This window comes from Neisseria sp. MVDL19-042950 (assembly GCF_030504625.1).
Taxonomy (GTDB): Bacteria; Pseudomonadota; Gammaproteobacteria; order Burkholderiales; family Neisseriaceae; genus Neisseria.
This window is the reverse complement of the sequence record NZ_JAUKWH010000001.1, coordinates 234,958-257,510: the sequence shown is the minus strand read 5'-3', so window position 1 is coordinate 257,510 and position 22,553 is coordinate 234,958. Positions and strand designations below refer to the sequence as shown.

The 22,553-nt window shown below is 54.8% G+C and carries 18 protein-coding genes; 11 read left to right on the top strand and 7 right to left on the bottom strand.

Annotation, left to right across the window (positions count from 1 at the left end; all coding sequences use genetic code 11):
* The first annotated feature begins 47 nt into the window (after window positions 1–47).
* Complete coding sequence (locus Q0X97_RS01205; RefSeq protein WP_302065439.1) at window positions 48–1,718, top strand: AMP-binding protein; 1,671 nt, start codon at window positions 48–50, stop codon at window positions 1,716–1,718.
* Between the two features lie 123 nt (window positions 1,719–1,841).
* Window positions 1,842–3,470, top strand: coding sequence for a CTP synthase (locus Q0X97_RS01200; RefSeq protein ID WP_302065438.1), 1,629 nt, complete (start codon window positions 1,842–1,844; stop codon window positions 3,468–3,470).
* A gap of 98 nt (window positions 3,471–3,568) precedes the next feature.
* On the opposite strand, the gene Q0X97_RS01195 is transcribed toward Q0X97_RS01200, so the two are convergent.
* Complete coding sequence (locus tag Q0X97_RS01195) at window positions 3,569–4,657, bottom strand: metallophosphoesterase (RefSeq protein WP_302067656.1); 1,089 nt, start codon at window positions 4,655–4,657, stop codon at window positions 3,569–3,571.
* A gap of 72 nt (window positions 4,658–4,729) precedes the next feature.
* On the opposite strand from Q0X97_RS01195, the gene Q0X97_RS01190 reads away from it, so the two are divergent.
* Both Q0X97_RS01190 and recB read left to right on the top strand, forming a co-directional pair.
* The gene (locus Q0X97_RS01190; RefSeq protein ID WP_302065522.1) at window positions 4,730–5,635 is read left to right on the top strand and encodes a Dyp-type peroxidase; all 906 of its coding nucleotides are present in this window, start codon (window positions 4,730–4,732) and stop codon (window positions 5,633–5,635) included.
* Window positions 5,636–5,768: 133 nt separating this feature from the next.
* The gene (gene recB, locus Q0X97_RS01185; RefSeq protein ID WP_302065436.1) at window positions 5,769–9,386 is read left to right on the top strand and encodes an exodeoxyribonuclease V subunit beta; all 3,618 of its coding nucleotides are present in this window, start codon (window positions 5,769–5,771) and stop codon (window positions 9,384–9,386) included.
* 372 nt (window positions 9,387–9,758) lie between these two features.
* Here the strand turns inward: recB and Q0X97_RS01180 are convergent, their stop codons facing one another.
* Complete coding sequence (locus Q0X97_RS01180; RefSeq protein WP_302065435.1) at window positions 9,759–10,004, bottom strand: glutaredoxin family protein; 246 nt, start codon at window positions 10,002–10,004, stop codon at window positions 9,759–9,761.
* Window positions 10,005–10,139: 135 nt separating this feature from the next.
* On the opposite strand from Q0X97_RS01180, the gene Q0X97_RS01175 reads away from it, so the two are divergent.
* On the top strand, window positions 10,140–11,270 hold the full coding sequence (locus Q0X97_RS01175) for a M14-type cytosolic carboxypeptidase (RefSeq protein WP_302065434.1): 1,131 nt from the start codon (window positions 10,140–10,142) through the stop codon (window positions 11,268–11,270).
* Window positions 11,271–11,503: 233 nt separating this feature from the next.
* Complete coding sequence (locus Q0X97_RS01170) at window positions 11,504–12,463, top strand: DMT family transporter (RefSeq protein WP_302065433.1); 960 nt, start codon at window positions 11,504–11,506, stop codon at window positions 12,461–12,463.
* Window positions 12,464–12,501: 38 nt separating this feature from the next.
* Here Q0X97_RS01170 and Q0X97_RS01165 read toward each other — a convergent pair whose 3' ends face one another.
* The gene (locus tag Q0X97_RS01165) at window positions 12,502–13,482 is read right to left on the bottom strand and encodes a tRNA-dihydrouridine synthase (protein WP_302065432.1); all 981 of its coding nucleotides are present in this window, start codon (window positions 13,480–13,482) and stop codon (window positions 12,502–12,504) included.
* Window positions 13,483–13,674: 192 nt separating this feature from the next.
* Here Q0X97_RS01165 and Q0X97_RS01160 point away from each other — a divergent pair, with 192 nt between their 5' ends.
* Window positions 13,675–15,042 carry a cytochrome ubiquinol oxidase subunit I gene (locus tag Q0X97_RS01160; protein ID WP_302065431.1) on the top strand — a complete coding sequence of 456 codons (1,368 nt, stop codon included), beginning with the start codon at window positions 13,675–13,677 and terminating at the stop codon, window positions 15,040–15,042.
* On the top strand, window positions 15,042–16,037 hold the full coding sequence (locus Q0X97_RS01155) for a cytochrome d ubiquinol oxidase subunit II (RefSeq protein ID WP_302065430.1): 996 nt from the start codon (window positions 15,042–15,044) through the stop codon (window positions 16,035–16,037). The genes Q0X97_RS01160 and Q0X97_RS01155 overlap by 1 nt, the downstream gene beginning before the upstream one ends.
* Before the next feature lie 65 nt (window positions 16,038–16,102).
* Here Q0X97_RS01155 and iscX read toward each other — a convergent pair whose 3' ends face one another.
* The 4 genes from iscX to hscA all read right to left on the bottom strand — a co-directional run bounded on the left by iscX (window position 16,103) and on the right by hscA (window position 19,243).
* Window positions 16,103–16,297, bottom strand: coding sequence for a Fe-S cluster assembly protein IscX (iscX, locus tag Q0X97_RS01150; RefSeq protein WP_302065429.1), 195 nt, complete (start codon window positions 16,295–16,297; stop codon window positions 16,103–16,105).
* Between the two features lie 89 nt (window positions 16,298–16,386).
* Window positions 16,387–16,728 (bottom strand): ISC system 2Fe-2S type ferredoxin, encoded by a 342-nt coding sequence (gene fdx / locus Q0X97_RS01145; protein ID WP_302065428.1) that lies wholly within the window; start codon window positions 16,726–16,728, stop codon window positions 16,387–16,389.
* Between the two features lie 59 nt (window positions 16,729–16,787).
* The gene (locus Q0X97_RS01140; protein WP_302065427.1) at window positions 16,788–17,309 is read right to left on the bottom strand and encodes a hypothetical protein; all 522 of its coding nucleotides are present in this window, start codon (window positions 17,307–17,309) and stop codon (window positions 16,788–16,790) included.
* A gap of 71 nt (window positions 17,310–17,380) precedes the next feature.
* Entirely contained in the window at window positions 17,381–19,243 is a 1,863-nt protein-coding gene (hscA, locus tag Q0X97_RS01135; protein WP_302067655.1) for a Fe-S protein assembly chaperone HscA, read from the bottom strand.
* Window positions 19,244–19,428: 185 nt separating this feature from the next.
* On the opposite strand from hscA, the gene hpnD reads away from it, so the two are divergent.
* The 3 genes from hpnD (at window position 19,429) to Q0X97_RS01120 (ending at window position 22,530) form a co-directional block, all read left to right on the top strand.
* The gene (hpnD, locus tag Q0X97_RS01130) at window positions 19,429–20,277 is read left to right on the top strand and encodes a presqualene diphosphate synthase HpnD (protein ID WP_302065521.1); all 849 of its coding nucleotides are present in this window, start codon (window positions 19,429–19,431) and stop codon (window positions 20,275–20,277) included.
* A complete protein-coding gene (gene hpnE, locus Q0X97_RS01125; RefSeq protein WP_302065425.1) occupies window positions 20,274–21,605 on the top strand; it encodes a hydroxysqualene dehydroxylase HpnE in 1,332 nt (443 codons plus the stop codon). Before hpnD ends, hpnE begins: the two co-directional genes overlap by 4 nt.
* Window positions 21,606–21,810: 205 nt before the next feature.
* Window positions 21,811–22,530, top strand: a complete 720-nt coding sequence (locus Q0X97_RS01120; protein ID WP_302065520.1) for an SDR family oxidoreductase — start codon at window positions 21,811–21,813, stop codon at window positions 22,528–22,530.
* The last annotated feature ends 23 nt before the right edge of the window (window positions 22,531–22,553 follow it).

Genomic DNA, 22,553 nt, shown 5'->3' with positions numbered 1-22,553 from the left:
AAGCCAACCTGATTTTCAGACGGCCTCACAACAAGGAAACTCACTTTATGGAAAAAATCTGGCTCCAAAGCTACGAGCAAGGCATCAATGCCGAAATCGACACCGAACGCTACAACTCGATTATCGAAGTGTTTCAAGAAAGCGTAAGCAAACACGGCCATCTGCCCGCTTTTCAAAACATGGGCAAAACCCTCACCTACGCCGAAACCGCCAAGCTGGCCGAAAACTTCGCCTCGTTCCTGCAACACAGCCTCAAACTGCCGCGCGGCGAACGCGTCGCCATCATGATGCCCAACCTGCTGCAATACCCCATCGCCCTCTTCGGCGCATTGAAAGCAGGCATGATAGTTGTCAACACCAATCCGCTTTACACCCCGCGCGAACTCGAACACCAACTCAACGACAGCGGCGCGACCACCATCGTGGTGCTGGAAAACTTCGCCAACACGCTGGAATTGGTTTTGCCGCGCACCAAAGTGAAAAACGTGATTGTCGCCAGCGTCGGCGATATGTTCGGCTTGAAAGGCAAGCTGATGAACTTCGTGGTGCGCAAAGTCAAAAAAATGGTGCCCGAATACCGCATCGCCAACGCCATTCCTTTTCAGACGGCCTTAAAAGAAGGTGCGGCGCATCCGTTCACGCCGGTTACCCTCACCCGCGACGACACCGCCTTTCTGCAATACACCGGCGGCACCACCGGCGTGGCCAAAGGTGCCATCCTCACCCACGGCAACATCTGCGCCAATATGCAGCAGGCCGCCGAATGGATTAAAAATTTATTGGAACCCGGCAAAGAAATCGTGATTGCCGCCCTGCCGCTCTACCACATCTTGGCCTTAACCATTAACCTGATGATCTTCACCCAAGCCGGCGCCAAAATCCTGCTGATTACCAATCCGCGCGACATGAAAGGCTTCATGGGCGAATTGAAAAAAGAAAAAATCAGCGTATTCATCGGTGTAAACACCTTGTTTAACGCCATGGTCAACCGCCCCGAACTGGCCGAAATCGACTTCTCCGCCCTCAAGCTCACCTTAGCCGGCGGCATGGCCACCCAAAAACCTGTGGCCGAAAAATGGAAAAACATCACCGGCACGCCGATTGTCGAAGCCTACGGCCTTACCGAAGCCAGCCCCGGCGTATGCTGCAACCCGCTCAGCATTCCTTCCTACACCGGCAGCATCGGCCTGCCCGTGCCTTCCACCGAAATCGAACTGCGTGATGCCGACGGCAAAGAAGTGCCGGTAGGACAACCCGGCGAAATGTGGGTGCGCGGCCCGCAAGTGATGAAAGGCTATTGGAACCGCCCCGAAGAAACCGCCAAAGCCATCGACAGCCGCGGCTTCCTCGAAACCGGCGACATCGCCGTGGTTGACGAAAAAGGCTGGTTCAAACTGGTTGACCGCAAAAAAGACCTGATTGTCGTTTCCGGCTTCAACGTCTATCCCAACGAAATCGAAGAAGTGGTCGCCCACCACGACAAAGTGCTCGAAGTCGCCTGTATCGGCGTAGCCAGCGAAAAAACCGGCGAAGCCCTGAAACTCTTCGTGGTGAAAAAAGACCCCTCGCTCACCAAAGAAGAGCTTATCGCCTTCTGCCGCACCGAGATGACCGCCTACAAAGTGCCGAAAGACATCGAATTCCGCGACGAGTTGCCGAAATCAAACGTCGGCAAAATCCTCCGCCGCGAACTGCGCGAAGAAGCCAAAAAAGCCTAGCCGCGCTTGCCGCACAAAACAAAAAGGCCGTCTGAAAAGCAATCGTTTTTCAGACGGCCTCTAAAGTTGAAGGCAAACCCCATTCACGGTAAAATCACGCATTCAAAACGAGCGGTAAAGATCATGACCAAATTTATTTTCGTAACCGGCGGCGTTGTATCTTCACTAGGTAAAGGTATCGCCGCCGCTTCTATTGCCACCATTCTCGAATCCCGCGGCTTGAAAGTCACCATGCTCAAGCTCGACCCCTACATCAACGTCGATCCCGGCACCATGAGCCCCTTCCAGCACGGCGAAGTGTTCGTAACCGAAGACGGCGCGGAAACCGACTTGGATCTCGGCCACTACGAGCGCTTCATCAACTCCACCATGCTGCGCCGCAACAGCTTCAGCGCCGGCCAAGTTTACGAACAAGTTATCGCCAAAGAACGCCGCGGCGACTACTTGGGCGGCACCGTGCAGGTTATCCCGCACATCACCGACGAAATCAAACGCAAAATCCACGAAGGCGCGGCAGGCCATGATGTCGCCATCGTCGAAATCGGCGGCACCGTGGGCGACATCGAATCCCTGCCCTTCTTGGAAGCCATCCGCCAAATGCGCAGCCAACTCGGTCGCAACAATACCCTATACGTACACCTGAGCTACGTTCCCTACATTGCCGCAGCGGGCGAAATCAAAACCAAACCGACCCAGCATTCCGTTAAAGAATTGCGTGAAATCGGTATCCAGCCCGACGTACTCATCTGCCGCATGGACCGCATCCTGCCCGAAGAAGAAAAACGCAAAATCGCCCTCTTCTGTAACGTCGAAGAACGCGCAGTGGCCGGCAGCTACGATGCCAACAGTATTTACGAAATCCCCGAAATGCTGCACAACCAAGGCATCGACAACATCATTTGCGAGCAGCTTCAATTAAACGTACAGCAAGCCGATTTGACCGAGTGGAAAAAAATCGTTTACGCGATTAAAAACCCGAAACACACCGTTAAAATCGCCATGGTCGGTAAATACGTCGATCTGACCGAATCCTACAAATCGCTCACCGAAGCCCTGAAACACGCCGGCATCCACACTGAAACCGACGTACAGATTACCTATATCGACAGCGAAGCCATCGAAAAAGAAGGCACCGACTGCCTGAAAGACATGGATGCCATTCTTGTGCCCGGCGGCTTCGGCGCACGCGGCGTAGAAGGCAAAATCGCCGCCGTGAAATACGCGCGCGAAAACAAAGTGCCTTATCTGGGCATTTGCTTGGGCATGCAGATCGCCCTCATCGAATACGCCCGCGACGTTGCCGGCATGCAAGGCGCGAACTCCACCGAGTTCGACCTGAAAACCGCCTACCCCGTTGTCGGCCTGATCGACGAATGGCAAACCGCCGACGGCAGCGTGGAAAAACGCGACGAAAACGCCGACTTGGGCGGCACTATGCGTTTGGGCGCACAAGAAGTGGAATTAAAACCCGACAGCCTCGCCGCCAAAATTTACGGCAGCACCGCCATCAAAGAACGCCACCGCCACCGCTACGAAGTCAACAACAACTTCATCCCGCAACTGGAACAAGCCGGCTTGGTGATCGGCGGCGTATCCGCAGGCCGCGAACGTTTGGTAGAAACCATCGAACTGCCCAACCACCCGTGGTTCTTCGCCTGCCAGTTCCACCCCGAGTTCACCTCCACGCCACGCAAAGGCCACCCGCTGTTTACCGCTTACATCAAAGCGGCTTTGGCCAACAAAAAGGCTTAATTCGCCTGCTCCGTTGATAAAAACAAAAGCTCCCTAATCGGGAGCTTTTTATTCAAGGCCGTCTGAAATGTTTTCAGACGGCCTCAAGCCATTTTCAGCTATTTGCCCGCCACATCGATAATCCATACTTCCGACTGCGAGCCCAAGCGCAACGGTACGCCCCAAAAGCCGTAACCCGAAGTAACAAAAAAATGGCCGTTGCCGATTTGCTCGTAACCGTAATGTAGGCGGTTCAGAAAGCGGACAATCAAATTGGCCGGAGCGATTTGGCCGTTATGCACGTGGCCGGAAACCTGCACGTCTATCGGCAGTCCGGCATGAAGCGCAATGTCGGTAGGCCGGTGATCCATCAGCAATACCGGCATGGAAGTATCTTCGTTTTCCAACAATTTTTCAGCCGAGGGGCGGTTTCTATCCAAATCGTCGTTACGTCCCACCACCAGCAACCGGCGATCGACCACAATGCTTTCGTTAGTCAACACGCGAATACCGGCCTTGCTCACTTCTTCATAGATTTTCCGTTCGTGCCCGAACAAATCATGATTGCCCAGCGTGGCATACACGCCCAACGGTGCGCGCAGTTTTTCCAAGTGCGGGCGCATATTTTCCGCACGGTAGGCTTTCACGTTATCGTCCATCAAATCGCCGGGCAGCAGGATAATGTCTACTTTTTCACGGTTCATAATGTCCGCCAGTTTGTCCAACTGGCGGGCTCCGAACAGCACGCCCAAATGCATATCGCTGGCCATGCCGATACGCAACGGTTTTTCCAGCGGTTTATCGATCGTAATTTCTGCATGCCGTACAACCGGCGTATAAGCATGGTAAAGCGACCAACCGAGCAGCGCGGCTACAAACAATGGCGCAAACAACCGCAAACTGCGCGACATGGGCTTTTGCCGCATAAAACGTCGCAGCAACAGATACAGCGCAAACGTAGCCAACGCCGCATACATCACGAACAGCAGCAACACCATCCACAAAGCCATCCAGCGGAACACTGCGTGGCCAAGCTGAAAAACCAATCCTGCAATCAGCGCGTTGGTAATGAAAAACGCTGCGCCCATCAACCGGTGTTTACCGTGTTGGCCGATATAAGGTGCAAGCAACCATTGCAGCGAACGTCCCAAACCATAGGTGGAAAGCTGCAACAGGAGCAAAATCAAAATAAAAGCAAATATTCTCATAAATATTCCCGTTAAACTGATTGCACGTATCAGTTATAATCTTATAATAATTTGTTTTGAAAGGAACATAACATAATGAAACCGCAAACCGCCATCATTCCAGATCACAGCAAAGCCGCCATATTTATTGAAGCCAATATCAAAGGCGGCCGTGAGCAGATTAAAACCGCCTGCCGCCAAAGCCTCGAAACCCTCGCCAAACTACAAAACCAATACCCCGATGCCGTACTCGGCCTCACGATTGCATTCGGCAGCGAATATTGGAAAGGTTTCGGCCACACGCAGGAAGGCAGCGAAATCAAACCTTTCGTACCGCTCGGCAATGGCCTTGCCCCCGCCACCCAGCGCGACATTATGTTCCACATCCAATCTCTGCGCCCCGATGCAAACTTTTCTCTGGCCATGGAAATACTCGATGTATTCGGCGACGACATTGATGTAAAAGACGAAACCCATGGCTTCCGTTGGATTGAAGAACGCGGTTTGGACGGTTTTGTAGACGGCACCGAAAACCCGCACGGCGACGAAAAAATACAGGCGGTCGGCACGATTCCTTCGGGCAGACCCGACAGCGGCGGCAGCTACGTATTATTGCAAAAATACCGCCACGACTTGAAAAAATGGAATCAAGTGCCACTGGCCGAACAAGAAGCCGCCGTAGGCCGCAGCAAAGAAGCCAACGAAGAATTCAGCAAAGACGTGCGCCTGCCCGATTCACACTTGGGCCGCGTCAACATCAAAGAAAACGGTGTCGGCTTGAAAATCGTGCGCCGCAGCCTGCCCTACGGCACGGCATCGGGCGAACACGGGCTGATGTTTATTGCTTATTGCGGCACATTGCACAATATCGAAGCCCAACTTCTGAGTATGTTCGGCGATACCGACGGCAAAACAGACTTGCTGCTGAAACATCTTTCCGCCGCCGTTTCAGGTGCTTACTATTATGCGCCTTCGGTAGAACGTTTGCAGGATTTGTAACTTTTCAGACGGCCTCTTTGAAAAAGCCTTCCGATCAGGCCGTCTGAAACCCCATTTCAGACGGCCTTTTCCATTCCCCTGATTCCTCAAAGAAATGCTATGATGCCGCCAACCGATTAACACTCCCACCGCCATGCCCGCCCATCACCAACCCTTCAACCCGCTCACCATTCCCATACAAGGCACCAATCTGATCGAAGCCTCCGCCGGCACAGGTAAAACCTACGGCATTGCCGCACTGTTCACGCGGCTGGTGGTGCTCGAGAAAATGCCGGTCGAAAGCATATTGGTGGTTACGTTTACCAAAGCCGCCACCGCCGAATTGAAAACCCGTTTGCGCGCACGCTTGGACGAGGTTCTGCGGGCATTGGAAGACAATCCGAATGCCGTAAACGATTCAGACGGCCTGCAAGCCTATTGCGAACGCGAGCATAAAGACGACGGCTTTATTCTGCCGCTGCTTACCCAAGCCTTAAGCCAAGAACCGCAAGCACGGCTGATTGTGCGCCTGAAAGCCGCCATCGGCCAATTCGACAATGCCGCGATTTACACCATCCACGGTTTCTGCCAGCGGCTGCTGCGCGATTACGCCTTTCTCTGCCAAGTGCCGTTTGATGTCGAACTCACCGAAGACAACCGCGAACGCCTGCTCGTACCCGCCGAAGACTTCTGGCGCGCAAACGTGTCCGACGATCCCCTGCTGGCGCGGTTGGTGTTCAAATGCAAACAAACCCCGCAAACCGTGTTGGCAAAGATAAAAAAATTCATCAGCCGCCCGTATTTGGTTTTCAGACGGCCTCAAGCCGATTTGGCCGGTGCAACGGCAACTTTGCAGCAAACATGGCAAAAAGTGCGTGAAAACCTAACCGCACTCACCGAAACATTTTGGCGGGTATATCCCAACCTGAACGGCCGGAGCTACCGCAAAACCTCTTTTGAAAACCTGTTTGCCGAGCTGCAACAAGCCGATGAAAACAATCTTTTACCTGCATCTAACGACAAACTGGCGATGTTCGCCGTAGATGCATTGGAAAGCGAAACTAAAAAAAACACCGCACCCGACCTTGCCGCCTATGCCGACCTGCAAATACTCGCCAATCTGGAACGCGACTTTGCCGCCGTCGAGGAAGAAGAAAAAAACACCCTCACCGTTTTGCAGCTCGATTTACTCGAGCACATCAACAACGCCTTGGCCGAACAAAAAAAATCCCGCCACGAACGCGGTTTCGACGATTTATTGCTCGATGTTTACCACGCGCTCACGCAAAGCCCGCACCGCCGCACTTTGGCCGAAACCGTGGCGGACAACTGGAAAGTGGCGCTGATAGACGAATTCCAAGACACCGACCCGCTGCAATACGAAATTTTCAGCCGCCTGTTTATCCGGCAAGGCAACCCGCTGTTTCTGGTGGGCGACCCCAAACAGGCGATTTACAGCTTTCGCGGTGCCGACATTTACGCCTATCTCCAAGCCGCCGAAGATGCCGAACACCACTACACGCTTGCCACCAACTACCGCAGCCATGCCAAGCTGATTAACGGTATCGGCGCATTGTTCAAACAAAAAAACCGCCCCTTCGTGCTGGAACACATCAATTACGCCGATGTCGCCGCCTCGCGCGAAGCAGGCCGTCTGAAACCCGCCCGCCCCGCGATACAGGTGCGCTGGCTTAACCGCAACGACGACAATTCCGCCGCCAAAGAAAGGCTGCGCCGCCGTGCCGCCGAATATTGTGCCGACGAAATCGCCCAAGCCCTCAACGAAGCGGCGGCAGGCCGTCTGAATTATCAGAAAAACGCCGATTCCGAGGCGCGCCCGCTGCAATCGGGGCAGATCGCCGTGCTGGTGCGCACCCACAACGAAGGATTGTTGGTGTCGCAAGAGCTGAAAAAACGCAACGTGCAAAGCGTTATCCGCAGCCGCGAATCGGTATTCGCCACCCCGGAAGCCGAAGCCGTCGCCGCCCTGCTCGGTTTCTGGCTGCAACCGCAGCAAACCGAACCGTTCCGTTTCGTGCTCGGCAGCATCCTGTTCCGGCAAACCGCAGCCGAACTCTACGCCCTCAATCACGACGAAAACGCCTTGCTCGCATGGATTGCCTCCGCCGAAGCCACCGCCGCCACATGGCGGCAACACGGCATTTACGCTGCCATGCAGCAGTTTGCCGCGCGGCACGGCATCGAAACAGGGCTGCTCAAATCAGGCAACGAACGCAGCCTGACCAACTACCACCAGATTCTTGAACATCTGGCCGAAGAAGACGAGCAAAGCCACACGCCCTCGTCGCTGCACCAGTGGCTGTTGGAACAAATTCAGGCTGCACAAGAAAGCGGCGGCAGCGAAAACAACATCTTGCGGTTGGAAAGTGATGATGCCTTGGTCAAAATCGTTACCATGCACGCCGCCAAAGGTTTGCAGTATCCGCTGGTGTATTGCCCGTTCGTGTGGGATGCCGCCGACAACAAACCCGCCGAATGGCAGATTCTTCATCAAAACCGGCAGGCGGTATTGCTTGCCAAACACCAGCTCGACGACACCGATACCGAGTTGCTGGCCGACGAAGAACTCGCCGAACGTCTGCGCCTGCTCTATGTCGCCCTTACCCGCGCCGAAGAGCAGCTCAATATTTACGCCGCTTATTGCAGCGACACCGCCGACAACACTTTCGCTTATTTATTGGAGGGCGGCCGACAGGCCACCCGCAGCGAAAACAAAACGGCATACGAAGCGGCCAAAAACGAAGAAGGCGTGGCGATGCTGAAAGCCAACTGGCAGCGTTTTATTGACAATGCCTCTGAAAACACCGAATTTGTTTTCACGGAGGATGCTCCTACTCAAACCGTATATCACGGCATGCAGTTTTCAGACGGCCTCTACCAAGCGGCAAGCATTCCCGAGAGAGCTTTCGAGCTGATACGCCACACCAGCTTTACCGGCTTGAGCCGCCACACCCGCAGCCGCGATTCCGAACGCGACGAACTGCAACCCGCTATCGATCCCGCCGAAAGCAGCATAGACAGGCCGTCTGAAAAGATGCCGTCTGAAAACAGCGGAACAGACGGCATCCACGCCTTTCCGCGCGGCACCAACGCCGGTGTGTGCCTGCATGAAATACTCGAACATTTCGACTTCGCCGTCTCCGCAACCTCCCAAACCGAAGCCATATCCGCCGCCCTTGCCCGTTATGGCTTCGACGCTACTTGGCTGCCTGCCGTCAACGCCATGCTCGAGCATGTCCGCCAAACCCCGCTCACCGGCAAACACGCCCTAGCCGATATCGCCGCCGACCGCCGCCTGCCCGAAATGGCTTTCACGCTCTACATGCACGATTTCAACCTGAACCGCCTGCGCGAATGGTTTGCCCGTCCGCATCTCAACTTGCCATCCGAATGCGTTGCCGCCGCGCAACAACTAGACTTTGCCGCCGTGAAAGGTTTTCTCAACGGCTTTATCGACATGGTGTATCAGGATTCAGACGGCCTCGTTTGCATTATCGACTATAAATCCAACCGCTTGGGCGACACCGCCGCCGACTACACCCAAACGGCCATGAACGAAGCGATGGCCGAGCACCACTACTACCTGCAAGCCCTGATTTACGCCGTCGCCGTTGCCCGCTATTTCAAGATACGCGGCCTTCCGCAGCCCCAAATCGCCGTGCGTTACCTGTTCCTGCGCGGATTGGACGGCAGCGGCAACGGCATCTGGGCGTGGAATTTAAACAGCTCTGTTCTGGCGGAATGGTTATAAATCAATCGCCGATCATATAATCAAGCCGACACAAACCCACTCAAACCCTTTTTTGTACCATTTATCCCAACTGCTTACCAAGATAAACAATCTTTATCAAATTTAATCTTGTAATAAACACCAATCAGCATTATATTGCGTATTACTCTCACAAATGACAACAACAACGAAAGGAGACGCTTATGCAACACCGCAGACGTCAGGCCATTTTTCAGGCTGCCAAGCGTGCATTCAACGCACGCAAACCTGTAAACGGCCACGCCGCACGCATCAGCTCGTCGCGCTGATACCCATATTTTATTGCGTGCCTAAAAAAACGCCGCCCGAGTTCATCAGGCGGCTTTTTATATGCACGCGCGGAAACGCCGGAAATTATTTGCCGGCCTGCTCTTTCAAACAGGCTTCCAGTTTTTCCGCATCCAAGAACCAATGGCAGATTTCCGTTTCGCCATGCAGCAACACCGGCACCAACTCATTGTATTTCTCTTCCAGCACCGGATCGTCATCTACATCGAATATTTCCAAATCAAATCCGTATGCTTCCCGATACGGCTGCAAAGCATCGCGCATTTTGTGGCAGAGGCTGCAATATTCGCGAAACATCAAAGTGAGCTTCATGTTACCAGTCCGATTGTCTAAAACGATTCTATTATAACTTGCCCCGTTACAGCCTTTTCCGAAAAGTATTACAATATTGATTATCCGGCCGCCGTTGAACGCATTTTCGGCGGCTTAACACCGACAGGACAACACATGATTAAAATCAGCACCCAATTCGACGCAGGCTCCGTCAGCGTTATTGACTTGAGCGACCCTGCCAATATCCGCCTGAACCTGCGCCCCGATAATGCTTCCGATTTCGCCCAATGGTTTTATTTCCGCTTGCAGGGCGCAGCCTATCAAAATTGTGTGATGCACTTTGAAAACGCCGCTTCTTCCGCCTACCCCGCCGGTTGGGAAGAATATCAGGCCGTAGCCTCCTACGACCGCAGCAACTGGTTCCGCGTGCCTTCCCGCTATGAAAACGGCGTGTTTACCATCGAGCATACGCCGCTCGCGAACAGCGTTTACTACGCTTATTTCGAGCCGTATTCGCACGAGCAGCATTTAAACCTGCTCGGCGACGCGCAAGGCAGCGGCCTGTGCCAGATTGACGACTTGGGCAGTACCGTGCAAGGCCGCGACATCAACCTGCTTACCATCGGCAACCAAGTGGCCAGCGATTTGAAAGTGTGGATCATCGCCCGCCAGCATCCCGGCGAAACCATGGCCGAGTGGTTTATCGAAGGTTTGCTGGGCCGCCTGCTCGATCCGCAAGACCCGACCGCCCGCGCTTTGCTCGACCGCGCCACGTTTTATATCGTACCCAACATGAACCCCGACGGCTCGGTGTTGGGCAACCTGCGTACCAATGCCGCCGGTGCCAACCTCAACCGCGAATGGTTGGAACCGAGCATCGAGTGCAGCCCTGAAGTGTATTATGTCCGCGAAAAAATGCGCGAAACCGGCGTGGACTTGTTTTTAGACATTCACGGCGACGAAGCCATTCCGTTTGTGTTTATGGCCGGCACCGAGGGTGTACCTTCGTATGATGCGCGTATTGCCGCACTGGAAACGCAGTTCAAACAAGCCTTTACCGCCGCCAGCCCAGATTTCCAAGACGAACACGGTTACGACAAAGACGCGCCCGGCCAAGCCAATATGAGCATGGCCACCACGTGGGTCGGCGAAAACTTCCGCTGCTTGGCCTTCACGCTGGAAATGCCGTTTAAAGACAACAACAACCTGCCCGACGACGATTTCGGCTGGAACGGCCAACGTTCTCTGCGTTTGGGCGAAGCGATTTTGTCGGCCGTCTTAAATGTGTTGCCCGATTTGCGCTGAATGAACATAAAAAAGCCGGCCGGTCGCGGCGCTCGCCAAACCGCTCCGGCCGTATAAATGATGCCGTCTGAAAAACGTTCGGTTTCCGTAGAAACCGCGCTACTCGTTTTCAGACGGCCTCGAACGGCATAAACAACCGTCCCCCTTACCAATCCGCATTGAACAGTGAATGCTTTATTTTTCCTGCCAATGCGGGGAAAACAACGTACTCCGCCCGTTTAAGGCATTTAAAAATGGAAACTCCGCTAACGCATGCCGACAACCCTCAAGCTTCGCTTCCCGCGTCTGCCGGTAACACCCAACTTCCCATCCCTCCGCTGCTCGCCCTGAAACTGGTACTGGCTGCTTTATTCTGGGGCGGCACGTTCATTGCCGGCAAGGTGCTGGCACAATCCATACCGCTTATGACCGCCGCTTTCGGGCGTTTCCTTATCGCCTCGATGCTGCTGATCTGGGCTTCGTACAAAATCGAACACGGCCTGCCCCGCCTCAACCGGCAGCAGATGATCGGCACCGCGCTGCTGGGGCTTACCGGTATTTTTCTCTACAACATCTTTTTCTTCGGCGCGCTTTCCCACATACCTGCCGGCAGAACGGCTTTGTTCGTTAGCCTCAGCCCCATCACCACCGCGCTGGCGGCCGCATTGATCATGGGCGAACGGCTCGGAACGAAACGCTGGATAGGCATCGCCACCGCCCTTTTCGGTGCCGCCATCGTGATTACCCGCGGCGATTTGGCCGGCACCATGCACGATATCAGCCAATCGGTGGGTTTGGGGGAAGTCTTAATGACGTGCGCCGTAGTCGCATGGACGGTTTACACCCTGATTTCCCGCAAGGTATTGACCTCGCTCAGCCCCATTGCCGCCACCACCTATTCCACCCTTTGGGGCACGCTCTTTCTCGGTATCGGGGCGGCCGGCCAATTCGGTTCGCTTGATATGGCATCGTTCAACTGGCAGGTTTGGGCTTCCATTTTCTATCTGGGCGCATTCGGTACGGTTGCCGCATTCGTTTGGTACTATCAGGGCATCCGCGCGGTGGGCCCTTCCCGCACCATCATATTCAACAACTTGGTACCCGTATTCGGCGTGTTGCTTTCGGCGCTGCTGCTGGGCGAACCGATTTTAATGTCGATGCTGCTGGGCGGAGCGATATCCGTAGCCGGCGTGCTGCTGGTAAACAGCAAATGATGAGAGGCCGTCTGAACAGAAGTTTTCAGACGGCCTTTTTAGTTTGATGATCTTTTTGCCCGTTGCATGAGTTCAAACCCGAGCAACACCTGTTTCACTTCGTGCGCTTCCTTCAGCGTGCGGATAAGTTCAAACAATTCCTGCGCCTGCGGATACACTTTTTTCATCATGCCCAGCCATTGTTTCAAGCGGGCGACAGGGTATTTGTTGTTGGCTTCTTTTGCGAGGCACAGGTCAAAAAACAGGTTTATCCAACCCGCGATTTCGGCAAAATCCGCTTCGGTAACGGTTTCTCCGCGTTCAAACTGCTTAATCTGCCGCGCCAAATCCGGCCGCATCACCGCGCCGCGCCCGAGCATCACGCTACTGCAACCGCTTACCTCTTTAATGTCGAGATAATCCTGCAAAGCAAACACATCGCCGTTGGCCGTTACCGGAATCGGCACGGATTCGCGGATTTTGCGCACCCATTCCCAATGCGCGGGCGGTTCGTAGCCTTCCACTTTAGTGCGTGCATGTACGGTCAGGCCGCAGGCACCGCCGTCGGCAATGGCGGCGGCACATTCCAGCGCGAGCGTTTTGTCTTCAAAGCCCAAACGCATTTTGCCGGTGAGCGGAATATGGTCGGGCAGACTTTGGCGCAAAGTGCGGACGATATGGCGAATCAGCTCCGGCTCTTTCAGCAGCACCGCGCCGCCTTTGTGTTTGTTGACGGTGGGTGCGGGGCAACCGAAGTTGAGGTCGATTTTGTCGGCACCGAAGCGGACGGCTTCCAACGCGTTTACCGCCATGTTTTCCGCATCGCTGCCCAAAAGCTGCACGGTGCAGGGCACGCCGGCAAAGGTTTTGTTTTCACGGGCGATTTCGGGAACGTATTTCAGCCAGGTCTGGCGCGAGTGCACGGTATGGGTAATGCGCACGAATTCGCTCACGCACTCGTCGAACCCGCCGATACGGGTCAGCAAATCGCGCATCACGTCGTCAACCAACCCTTGCATGGGTGCCAAAATCAACTGCATATCTGAAAAGGCCGTCTGAAAAAGCGGCTATTGTACCGCCGTATCAAAGGTTTTACACCTTCGGTTTACCGAGGCCGCCTTAAAACCCGCTTTCCGCACTCTGCTAAGTTTTGCAATAAAACACCCTTTACCCGCGCAGAAGAGTAAACTTTTGCCCCGTTGTAAACACACACATCAAAACAGGAAAATCCGATGGACGCTTTAATCCTCAGTCGCATTCAATTTGCGGTCAATATCAGTTTTCACATCCTGTTTCCCGTTATCAGCATCGCCTTGTCTTGGTTTGTGGTTTATTTCCGCTACAAAGCAGGTAAAACGGGTAACGACGGCTGGCTTCAGGCTTACCGTTTTTGGACTAAGGTTTTCGCCGTAACCTTCGCGATGGGCGTGGTGTCCGGCGTTACCATGAGTTTTCAGTTCGGCACCAACTGGCCAGGCTTTATGGAGCGGGCGGGTAACGTGGCCGGGCCGCTGCTGGGCTACGAAGTGCTGACGGCTTTCTTTTTGGAGGCCGGTTTTCTCGGCATCATGCTGTTCGGGCGCGAGCGCGTGAGCCAGCGCGTGCACATGATCGCTTCGACCATTGTCGCCGTCGGCACCAGTATTTCGGCTTTCTGGATTCTGGTGTTGGATTCGTGGATGCAGACACCGCAAGGGCATTGGATAGATTCAGACGGCATCGTCCATGTGGCTGATTGGCTACAAGTGATTTTCAACCCCTCTTTCCCTTACCGTTTCGTACACATGATGCTGGCTTCGGTGTTGACGGTATCGTTTTTGCTGGTTGGCCTTTCCGCTTGGCAGATTCTGAAAAAATCGGCCAACTCCGCCACCGCCAATGTGATGAAAACCGGCTTGACTACCGCCTCCGTCGCCATCGTGCTGCAAATCTTCGCGGGCGACGCGCACGGTTTGAACACCAAAGAATACCAACCGGCCAAGCTCGCCGCCATCGAAGCGGTATGGCACACCGAGCAAAACGTGCCGCTTACGCTGATCGGTTGGCCGAACGAAAAAACGCAGGAAACCGACTACGCCGTCAAAATTCCTTATCTCGGCTCGCTGATCCTCACGCACAGCATGAGCGGCGAAATCAAAGGCTTGAGCGAGTTTGAACACAAGCCGCCGGTTGCGCCCGTGTTTTTCGCTTTCCGCATCATGGTCGGCATCGGCATGCTGATGTTGTTGGTAAGCTGGTACGGCTGGTACCGCCTGCGTAAGCACCGCTGGCAGCCGCACACTTTGCCGCGCTGGTTGCTGCACACTTTTGCGGGCATGACGTTTATCGGCTGGGTCGGCACGCTGGCGGGCTGGTACGTTACCGAAATCGGCCGCCAACCGTTTTTGGTGCAGGGCATTTTGCCGACCGCCGAAGCCGTAACCAAAATCGTGCCTGCGGGCGATGTCGGTTTAACGCTGGTGATGTATCTCGTGCTTTACGCCGCCATGCTGCTTTCTTATCTGATGGTGTTGAAATATATGGCGGAACACCCCGAACACGAAATCCACAATAAAGGCCGTCTGAATCCGGTAGGCCGTCTGAACGCGGAGGAAAAATAATGGACTGGAATTACTGGCTGCCTTTGGTCTTTTTAGGATTGCTCGGCTTCGTGATGACCGTGTATGTGGTGTTGGACGGCTTCGATTTGGGCGTGGGCATGCTGATGCCGCGTGCGAAAGCCGACGAGCAAAACGTGATGGTCGGCTCCATCGGCCCGTTTTGGGATGCTAACGAAACTTGGCTGGTGCTCGGCGCGGGCGTGCTGTTTATCGCCTTCCCCAAAGCCAATACCATCGTGTTGGGCAATCTTTATCTGCCCGCCACTTTTATGCTGTTTGCCCTGATCGTGCGCGGCGCGGCGTTCGATTTCCGCGTGAAAGCCGACGACAACCACAAAGAATTGTGGAACATCGCCTTTATGCTCGGTTCGGCGGGCATGGCGCTCACGCAGGGCTGGATGCTGGGGCGTTACATTACTGCGTTCGGCACCGACGTATCTGATTACTTGTTTTCACTCGGCATCATGGCCACCGTGCCCGCCGTATATGTTTTGCTCGCCGCCTGCTGGCTGGTGGCGAAAACCGAAGGCGACTTGCAACATAAAGCCCGCCGTTGGGCGAATCAGGCATGGTGGCCGGTGGTGGGCTGTCTGCTGCTGATTTCGCTGGCCACGCCGTATATCCGCCACAGCATTTTCGAGCGGTGGTTCACCCTGCCCAACATGCTTTGGCTCGCGCCCGTGCCGCTTCTGAGCGCGTTCTGCCTGCTGCGCGCCAAACTGCTGCTGCAAAGCGAAAACATTCTGCACTGCCGCATTTGGCAGCCGTTCGCCCTCACCATCTTTGCCCTGATCTTGTGCGCCGTCGGTTTGGGCATCAGCCTCTATCCTTACGCCGTGATCGGACAGCTTACCGTGTGGGAAGCTGCCGCCAGCACGCCTACCTTGGTGATTACCCTTATCGGCGTGTGCATTACCGTGCCGTTTATCGTTGCGTACAGCATCTTCGCTTACTGGGCGTTCAGAGGCAAAGCGACACATCTCACCTACGGTTGAAACGTTCCAATATAACCGGAGGCCGTCTGAAAAAGTTTTCAGACGGCCTCTTAAACTGCAACGGCTTATTCCGCTTCGTCAATCCAAGCCTGTTGCACGGCTTCGAGAATGCGTTCGCCGCAATGGGCGGGATCGTCGTCGAAATCGGGCAATGCAAGAATCAGCTCGCGCAAACGGGTAAAGCGGACGGTTTTCGGGTCGATATCGCCGTGGGTGTCGTAAAGCTCTTCGGCGATGCGTTGGGTGTCTGTCCATTTCATGATGTGTTCCTTCGTCATTCTCAGGCCGTCTGAAAACAAACGCGGTTCGGTTTTACCCGCCGGTACGTTTTCAGACGGCCTCTCTGTTATCAATGATGTTCGCGCGCATGGTTGATGGTGTATTTGGGAATTTCCACCACCAAATCTTCATCGGCGACTTTGGCTTGGCAGCTCAAACGGGATTCCGCTTCCAATCCCCATGCCTGATCAAGCAGGTCTTCTTCGATTTCAGACGGCTCTTCCAAGCTGTCGAAACCCTGCCGCACGATCACGTGGCAGGTAGTGCAGGCGCACGATTTTTCGCAGGCGTGGTCGATTTCGATGTCGTTGTCGAGCAGCAAATCGCAAATGGTTTGGCCTTCGGGCGCATTTTCAATGACTTTGCCCTCGGGACAGAGTTCGGCGTGTGGGAGTACGGTTACTTTCGGCATGTGTTCTTTCGTTATTAAATAAATTAAATTTTACATCGGGTGCATAAATTAAATAATTTTCAATAAATTTTCAGCTTTTCACTTACAAATTTCCGGCCATTTTCATCATAAATAGAATAGTAAGTGATTTTGATATCTGATTCATGAATGAATCTCAATAAAAATTTTGTACAATCTGTGTCTGTTATATTTGCTTTACTTAATGCAATTAAAGGTTCTTCAGTGCTATTTGCCCTGATAACTGTTCCTCGGTTTATAGAACCGAATCTTAAGAGATAATTGCATTTTTGCAATTGGGCATCTTGAAGCAGTTGATGCCAATTCGCAGTAGTAAACGAACTATATTTCTTCCCATTTATAGTAATAGATTCAATAACGGCAGGACTTAAACCCTCATTGGAGATAAAGATACCCAAATCTGCCGCCAACATCGGCGCTATTGCTAAATATGGTCGTAATGTTTGTAGTTGGTATTTGGCCGATTGAGCTGAAGAATATGCAGCATATGCGGCACAAACGGCCGTAAATAATGATAAAACATTAATTGAAATAGAAATTATTTCCGTCTTTTTCCACACCATACGCTCTTTATTCAAGATAAAAACTAAAATTAAATAATTAAACCATAGTTGCGTTCAATTCCAAGCACCTATTAAATCTCTTCCACCCTCTGCCCCGTCAAAGCCCGCTTGATATTCCTATCCATACGTTTGGCGGCAAAGTCGTCGGTAGCATGTCCTAACGCGGATACGGCATTGCGGATTTCGTCGGCATTGCCTGTCTGAACGAGATTTTGCAAAGCGGCGATGCTGTCGCGGATGGCGGCAAGTTCGGTTTCGTTGAGCAAATCGCCGTCCATTTCCAACGCGGTTTCTACGGCGGCGGTTAGACCTTCAGCTTCTACAACGGCTTCGGCACGGGCGCGGGCGGCCATGTCGTCGGAGGCGTTCGACATGCTCTCTTTCAGCATGTTGGTGATGGTTTCGTCGTCGAGACCGTAGGAAGGTTTTACTTCGATTTGCGCCTGCACGCCGGTGGATTGTTCGCGGGCGGACACGGAGAGCAGGCCGTCTGCATCCACTTGGAAGGTAACGCGGATGCGGGCGGCACCGGCCACCATCGGTGGGATGCCGCGCAAAGTGAATTTGGCGAGGCTGCGGCAGTCGGACATGAGTTCGCGCTCGCCCTGTACCACATGAATTGTCATCGCGGTTTGGCCGTCTTTAAAGGTGGTGAACTCTTGAGCGCGGGCGGTGGGCAAGGTGCTGTTGCGCGGGATGATTTTTTCTGCCAGCCCGCCGTAGGTTTCGAGGCCGAGCGACAGGGGCGTTACGTCGAGCAGCAGCCATTCGTCTTCGTTTTTATTGCCCGCCAGCACATTGGCCTGTATCGCCGCGCCGAGTGCGACCACTTGGTCGGGGTTGAGGTTGTTGAGCGGCGTTTGGCCGAAAAAGGTGGCCACGGCTTGCTGAACGTGCAGCATGCGGGTGGAGCCGCCCACCATAATCACGCCTTTCACGTCGGCTTTGCCCACGCCTGCGTCTTTCAAGGCCTGCTTTACCGGTTCGATGGTTTTGGCCACCAGATGTTGGGTGAGGTTGTGGAATTCTTGGCGGGTGATGGTGGTATCGACCGTGCGGCCGTCTGAAAGCACGGTTTGCACGGTGGCGCTGGTGTCGGTGGTGAGCGTTTCTTTGGCGGCGCGGGCAAGGCTGAGCAGCAGTTGGCTGTCTTGCTCGTTGAGTTGCGAGAGTTTGTTTTGCTCCAGCAGCCAGCAGAACAAGCGGTGGTCGAAGTCGTCGCCGCCGAGCGCGCTGTTGCCGTTGGTGGCTTTTACTTCAAACAGCCCTTTGGTGAGCTGCAACACGGATACGTCGAGCGTGCCGCCGCCGAGGTCGTACACCACAAACGTGCCTTCCGAGCGGTTGTCCAAACCGTAAGCAATCGCGGCGGCGGTCGGTTCGTTGAGCAGGCGCAAAACGTTTAATCCGGCCAAACGCGCGGCATCTTTGGTGGCTTGGCGTTGGGCATCGTCGAAATAGGCGGGCACGGTTATCACGGCACCGACAAGCTCGCCGCCGAGGTTTTCTTCGGCACGCTGTTTCAAAGTGCGGAGGATTTCGGCGGACACGTCAATCGGCGTTTTGTCGCCCGCGCGGGTGTGCAACTCGATAATGCGTTCGTTGCTGCCGAAGCGGTAAGGCAGATAGCGGGCTTCTTGCTGAACATCTTCCAAAGTACGCCCGATCAAACGTTTGGCGGAGCTGATGGTGTTCACGGGGTCGATTTTCTGAGCCTTGAGCGCGTCGTAGCCGACTTCGATATCGTCTCGGCCGCAATAACGCACAACCGAAGGCAGGGTAACGCGGCCTTTTTCGTCGGGCAGGCAAACGGCGCTGCCGCTTTTAACGGAGGCAACGAGGCTGTTGGTGGTGCCCAAGTCGATACCGACGGCCAAGCGGTGTTGGTGCGGAGCGGCAGACATGCCGGGTTCGGAAATTTGCAGAAGAGCCATGTTTGTGTGCCTTTTGAAGTGTTATTTTTGTCGTCAATTATTTTAGCAGATTTGGCAAAGGTAGTTGAGTGATTTTGTCGGGAATAGGCAGAGGCCGTCTGAAACGCTTTCAGACGGCCTCGAATTGTTATCCCCCCTGTTTCCCGCTACAATCCGTATCCGATAAAAACTACTCAGGAACCGCCGTGCTGCCGCTCGAATACTGCCGTCAAAAAGCCGCCGAAAGCAAATCCAGCTTTCTGGCGGGTTTTCGTTTTCTGCCGCAACCGAAACGCGATGCCATGACCGTGCTGTATGCCTTCTGCCGCGAGCTGGACGATGTGGTGGACGACTGTTCCGACCGGCACGTTGCGCAAACCACGCTCAACTGGTGGCGGGTCGAGCTGGCCAAAGTGTTCGACGGCGAAACGCCGGAGCATCCCGTCTGCCGTGCCTTGAAAACCGTTGCCGCCGATTTCGGCCTGCCGCAGGAAGAGTTGGAAGACATCATCAACGGCATGCAGATGGATTTGGAGCAGGCCCGCTACGGGCGTTTTGAAGACCTGAAACTTTACTGCTACCGTGTGGCGGGCGTGGTCGGGCGGCTGATTGCCCGCATTCTCGGTTTCAGACGGCCTGAAACTTTGCAATACGCCGAAACGCTCGGATTGGCTTTGCAACTCACCAACATCATCCGCGACGTGGGCGAAGACGCGCGCAACGGGCGCATTTATCTGCCCACCGAAGAATTGCAGCGTTTCAACGTACCCGCGCAAGTGCTGATGCAGCGCACGCCCACGCCCGAATTTGCCGCGCTGATGGATTTCCAAATCAACCGCGCCCGCAATACCTACCGCGAGGCCGTGGCGCTGCTGCCGTCTGAAGACAAAAAAGCCCAAAAAGTCGGCTTGGTGATGGGCAGCATTTACTATGCTTTATTGAACGAAATCGCTGCCGACGGTGCCGAAAACGTATTGAAGTACAAAATCGCCATTCCTTCGCCGCGCAAAAAACGCATTGCCCTGAAAACATGGCTGTTCGGATTTAACCCATGAAACCGCAAAACCCACGCCCCAAAATCGCTGTTATCGGCGCAGGCTGGGCAGGCTTGTCCGCCGCCGTACAGCTTGCCCCGCGTGCAAACCTGACGCTGTTTGAAGCAAGCCGCAGCGCCGGCGGCCGTGCGCGCACGCTGAATGCCGACAACAGCGGTTTCAGCTTTCTCGACAACGGCCAGCACATTCTGCTCGGTGCTTATCACGGCGTGCTTGCGCTGATGAAGCAGATCGGTGCGGACGAACACCAAGCCTTTCTGCGCATGCCGCTGCAATGGCATATTTCAGACGGCCTCCAATTTCAGACGGCCTCTTTGCCTTCGCCGCTCCATATCGTTGTGGGATTGCTTAAAGCCAAAAACATCGGTTTCGGCGAAAAAGTCAAACTGCTCAACGATATGCACGCGCTGCAACAGCGGCACCGTTCACCGCTTCCCCTGCCCGACATCACCGTTGCCGAATGGCTGCGCAGCCGCAACGTCCAACGTAAAGCCGTCGCGCAATTCTGGCAACCGCTGGTGTGGGGCGCATTGAACACGCCGCTCGAATCCGCCGGTCTGAAAACGCTGTGTAATGTTTTGCAAGACGGCGTGTGGGCAGACAAAGCCGGCAGCGACTACCTGCTGCCCAAACAGGATTTAGGCCGCATCATCGCCGAACCTTCCCTGCAATTCTTAGCCAAACACAAAGCAGACATCCGCATGGAAACGCGCGTAACGCAGCTTTCCAACCTGCCCGACGGCCGCGTGTGCGTGAACGGCGAAGCGTTTGATGCCGCCGTGTTGGCCGTTGCCCCCTATCATGCCGCCGCGCTGATGCCGTCTGAAACCCCCGCCGATATTCAGACGGCCTTTGAAGGCATCATCTACCATGCCATCACCACCGTTTATCTGCGCTACGCTGAAACCGTGCACCTGCCCGCGCCGCTCACCGGCTTGGCCGAAGGCACCGCACAATGGTTTGTCCACCGCGCAGCACTGGGCTTGCCCGCCAATGAAACCGCCGCCGTGATCAGCGTGTCCGACCATTTAGGCCGTCTGAAAAACGAAGAATGGATTGCGCGCGTACATGCCGATTTGAAAACGCTTTGCCCTTATCTGGGCGAGCCGCTTGCCGCGCAAGTGATTACCGAAAAACGCGCCACCGCCGCAGCAACGGCCGGCCGCACCCCGCCCGATTTGGTATGGCTGCACCACCGCCGCATCTACCCCGCCGGCGACTACCTGCACCCGCGCTACCCCGCTACGCTGGAAGCCGCCGTGCAGTCAGGCGCAACCGCTGCCGAACTGTGTTTGACCGAATACAAACCGTACGGGGCGAAACTTTAGCGTGAACCGGCCTGCCTTACCGCAGTCCGCCATATTCAAGCTTGGCCGGTATATCTTGGCGTTTCGGTAACGTTGGGATACTCGGGTCAAGCCCGAGTATGACGGATGTAGAATGCCCCGTACCGGAAAACCGCCCCCTCGGCACCGCAACATTTTTTCAGACGGCCTGCCGTCGATACCGATTGAAACCTTAAAGGAAAAACCCATGAGCCAGCTTCAAAACAAAACCATCCTCATCACCGGCGCATCGCAAGGTATCGGCGAACAGGTTGCCAAAGCCTACGCCGCTGCGGGTGCCACCGTAGTGCTGGTTGCCCGCCATCAGAAAAAACTCGAAAAAGTGTACGACGACATCGTCGCTGCGGGCGGCCCCGAGCCGTTTGCCATCTGCTTCGACCTCCTAACCGCCGAAGAAGCCGAGTTCGACCGCTTCGCCGCCACCATTAACGAAGCCACCGGCGGCAAGCTCGACGGCATCGTGCATTGCGCCAGCTACTTCTACGCCCTCTCCCCGCTCGATTTCCAAACCGTAGCCGAATGGGTCAACCAATACCGCATCAACACCGTTGCCCCGATGGGCTTGACCCGCGCCTTCCTGCCGCGCTTAAAAGAATCGCCCGACGCTTCGGTGATTTTCGTCGGCGAAAGCCACGGCGAAGACCCGCGCGCCTACTGGGGCGGCTTCGGCGCATCCAAAGCCGCACTCAACTATTTGTGCAAAGTAGCCGCCGACGAGTGGGAACGCTTCCCCAACCTGCGCGCCAACGTACTCGTGCCCGGTGCCGTCAACTCGCCCCAACGCATGAAAACCCACCCCGGCGAAGCCCGCACCGAACGCAAAAACTACGAAGACATCATGCCCGAATTTGTTTGGTGGAGCAGCGAAGCCAGCAAAGGACGCAGCGGCGAGATTGTGTATTTATAGTCGATCAACTTAACTTTTACTGC